Source organism: Endozoicomonas sp. SESOKO2, assembly GCF_024606245.1.
In the GTDB taxonomy this organism is placed as follows: Bacteria; Pseudomonadota; Gammaproteobacteria; order Pseudomonadales; family Endozoicomonadaceae; genus Endozoicomonas_A.
Window position 1 is genome coordinate 1 of the sequence record NZ_JAHHPQ010000404.1, and the last position, 2610, is coordinate 2610.

4 protein-coding genes are annotated in these 2610 nt (G+C 44.9%); 1 reads left to right on the plus strand and 3 read right to left on the minus strand.

The window, feature by feature from the left end; genetic code table 11:
• The coding region (locus tag KDK17_RS08825) for a hypothetical protein (protein ID WP_257287885.1) at positions 1-731 on the minus strand (731 nt) is incomplete at its 3' end.
• 128 nt (positions 732-859) lie between these two features.
• Positions 860-2182 carry a hydroxymethylglutaryl-CoA reductase, degradative gene (locus KDK17_RS08830; protein WP_257255039.1) on the minus strand — a complete coding sequence of 441 codons (1323 nt, stop codon included), beginning with the start codon at positions 2180-2182 and terminating at the stop codon, positions 860-862.
• On the opposite strand from KDK17_RS08830, the gene KDK17_RS08835 reads away from it, so the two are divergent.
• Positions 2177-2404 (plus strand): hypothetical protein, encoded by a 228-nt coding sequence (locus KDK17_RS08835; RefSeq protein ID WP_257287886.1) that lies wholly within the window; start codon positions 2177-2179, stop codon positions 2402-2404. The two genes, KDK17_RS08830 and KDK17_RS08835, sit on opposite strands and share 6 nt — an antisense overlap.
• Positions 2405-2436: 32 nt before the next feature.
• Here the strand turns inward: KDK17_RS08835 and KDK17_RS19535 are convergent, their stop codons facing one another.
• Complete coding sequence (locus KDK17_RS19535; RefSeq protein ID WP_373691579.1) at positions 2437-2562, minus strand: hypothetical protein; 126 nt, start codon at positions 2560-2562, stop codon at positions 2437-2439.
• Positions 2563-2610: the final 48 nt, after the last annotated feature.

The window sequence follows — 2610 nt, forward strand, 5'->3', positions numbered from 1 at the left end:
TGGCTGAATAACGATCTATTGTGTGTCTTCTTCTTTGTAATCCCTTCCAAAGCCGCAGATAAATCTATGGCGCTGACGAATTGTCGGGATTCAGTGGAAGTAGTGGGATACCCATTATGAAGCCATTGTTTCAGCCACTGGCTGATCGGGGCCAGAGCTGACAGGTAGTCAAATTGCCAGTCGGGCATATCAAAAAATCCTTTGGCAGGAATGCCCGGCATAAAAGGAGGTGGTGGCGGTGGGTCAAATGGAAAGCCTCTTCCCGATAATCGCAAGTTGGGTTCAGGTATTAATGCGGGCCATTCTGGCAATGCAAAGCGCGTGCTATTTTTCTCCGCTTTCTCAGAAACATTATCTGTAGCCAGATCGCCCTCGCCAACGTCAGTTCTATCTACTTGCCATTCAGGGCTGATACACAAGAAGTTTCCTTGTTCCGTTGAGGGAGTGTCAATATCATCGTGTTTCAGTAGATAGCAGCTGAATGAACCTTCGCCTATTGGCACCCTGCCAATATAGGTAGCGTTGGCAGCGACCAGTATGTCTTCAAACAAGTCCAGAGAGTCTTCAGGCACAAAGAAGACAAAACCTGGTATCAGATAAGCCTCTTGGTCAGGTGTCCCATTTGTGACGATGAGCAGACGTCCTTGAGAATGGTCATCACCAAATCCACTGGCTGCCAAAGAGATCAAGAGTGTACCGATTATATAAAAGAAAACTGTTTTAAGTTGCACTCAAATTTCCATTTTTCTTCAGTCAGGGCTGAGTGTAGCCCGAAGTATGGCGGACTCGCCTAAAAGTTTGCAGCGGGTAAAAGCTTCTTCACCTGATAGGGCCAGGGACTCGTCTCTGGTGAAAAACTTTATCTCGGATGTGTAGCTGAAACATGATTAACTGCTGTGGGTCTGATTTTTACTAACAGTTCTTTGGCAACAGAAACAGAAATGGCTTTTTTCATTGAGATTAACTGACCAAGCTCAGACACAAGCCTTGGAATTTCCATTTCATTGGCACCTGCCGCAATGGCCAGGTTTTTCGCATGAAGGGACATGTGACCTTTCACGATGCCTACGGTGGCAAGGGCTTTTAAAGCCCCCAGGTTCTGAACAAGTCCTACAGCACCACAAATACGTCCGAGCTCTTCTGCGGAAGACACCTTTAAAATCTTTAAGGCCACCTTTGCTGAAGGATGAACCTTGGTAACACCTCCAACGGTCCCAACAGCCATGGGTACTCTTAAGATCCCAATGAGCTGACGCTTGAGAGGGGAATATCTCCAGGTGGCAACAGGTTGGTAGCTGCCGGTGCGTGCGGCGTAAGCATGGATACCTGCTTCGGTTGCACGCCAATCATTGCCCGTTGCAATTAAAATGGGGTCAATCCCATTTAAAATACCTTTATTATGTGTGCATGCCCGATGAGGATCAGATTCAGCAAAAATCGAAGCCTCTTCTATGCCTGTTCCTTGCTCTTCATCAACATCAGAAAGAGTGACACGAGCGCATGCCAGCCTGGAGTCCACAAGGTTGGAGAGAATGCATAAGCCTACCTTCTCACCAGTCTGTTCTTCAACAGGAGGCTTTAAGGCTTCACACGCCTGGTTGATTAAATTTGCTCCCATGGCGTCACAAGGGTCACATAGAAGATGAAGGACAACCATTGAACCTTGCTTGTCGGATCGTTCGAGCGTTCTAAATTCAATGTCTTTAATGCCACCACCTCTTCTTACCAAACCTGAAAGACGCTGATTGGCAAGGTCAATCATATCGTTACGATTTTCTGTGAGCTTTCGAAGGGTAAGTTCTGTATCAGATACATTTGGAAGTTGCACCTGACCAATGATCAACCTACCCTCTGTCCAGGTATTAATACATCCTCTGTTACGCACCCATTTGGCGTTAGCAGAAGCGGCCGCAATAATAGAGGTTTCTTCCACACACATTGGGATAAAGCGATCAACACCATCAATATTAAAATAATTTGCAACGCCTAACGGCATTGGAAAAATACCGATGGTATTTTCAATTAAATGATCCGCCTGTTCTTTTTTTAAAGAGGATTTTCCTGAAATGATATCCACTTCCTCTTTTGAGAGCTCCGAAAACCGGGCGACCCGTTCGAGGCGTTCTGCCAATGACAGTTTATAAAACCCTCCAGACAGGGTTTCAAAATCTACCTTGTGCATAATAGCTTCTCTCTTAATTCCGTCAGTGCTTTCAATACAGTACAAAAATATAAAAAATATTTACTCCCAAAAAATATGCCAGGAATAACTGCCGGAACCACCAAAAATTTCCTGAAATTCACACCATACTCTTCAAAGGGTATGCAGACCTTCGGTGCAAACCAACCTTTAAAAAATCCTGAAAAGGCGGTGTTAACCGGTAAAATGCAAAACCATATATGAAATTAAATAACCACAAGACTGATAACACAAAATCAATTATGTATGCTTATTTCAATGATTTTCGCCGTGTGATCCTCACTGGCGGTGACCACATAGCGACCATCGAAACTGAAGGCGGCAGAGTTAACTGCATCCTGATGCGAAATGGAAGCTTTCACTACCCATGATCCATCGATCTGCTGGCCGATGATTTTCGCTGTTTTATC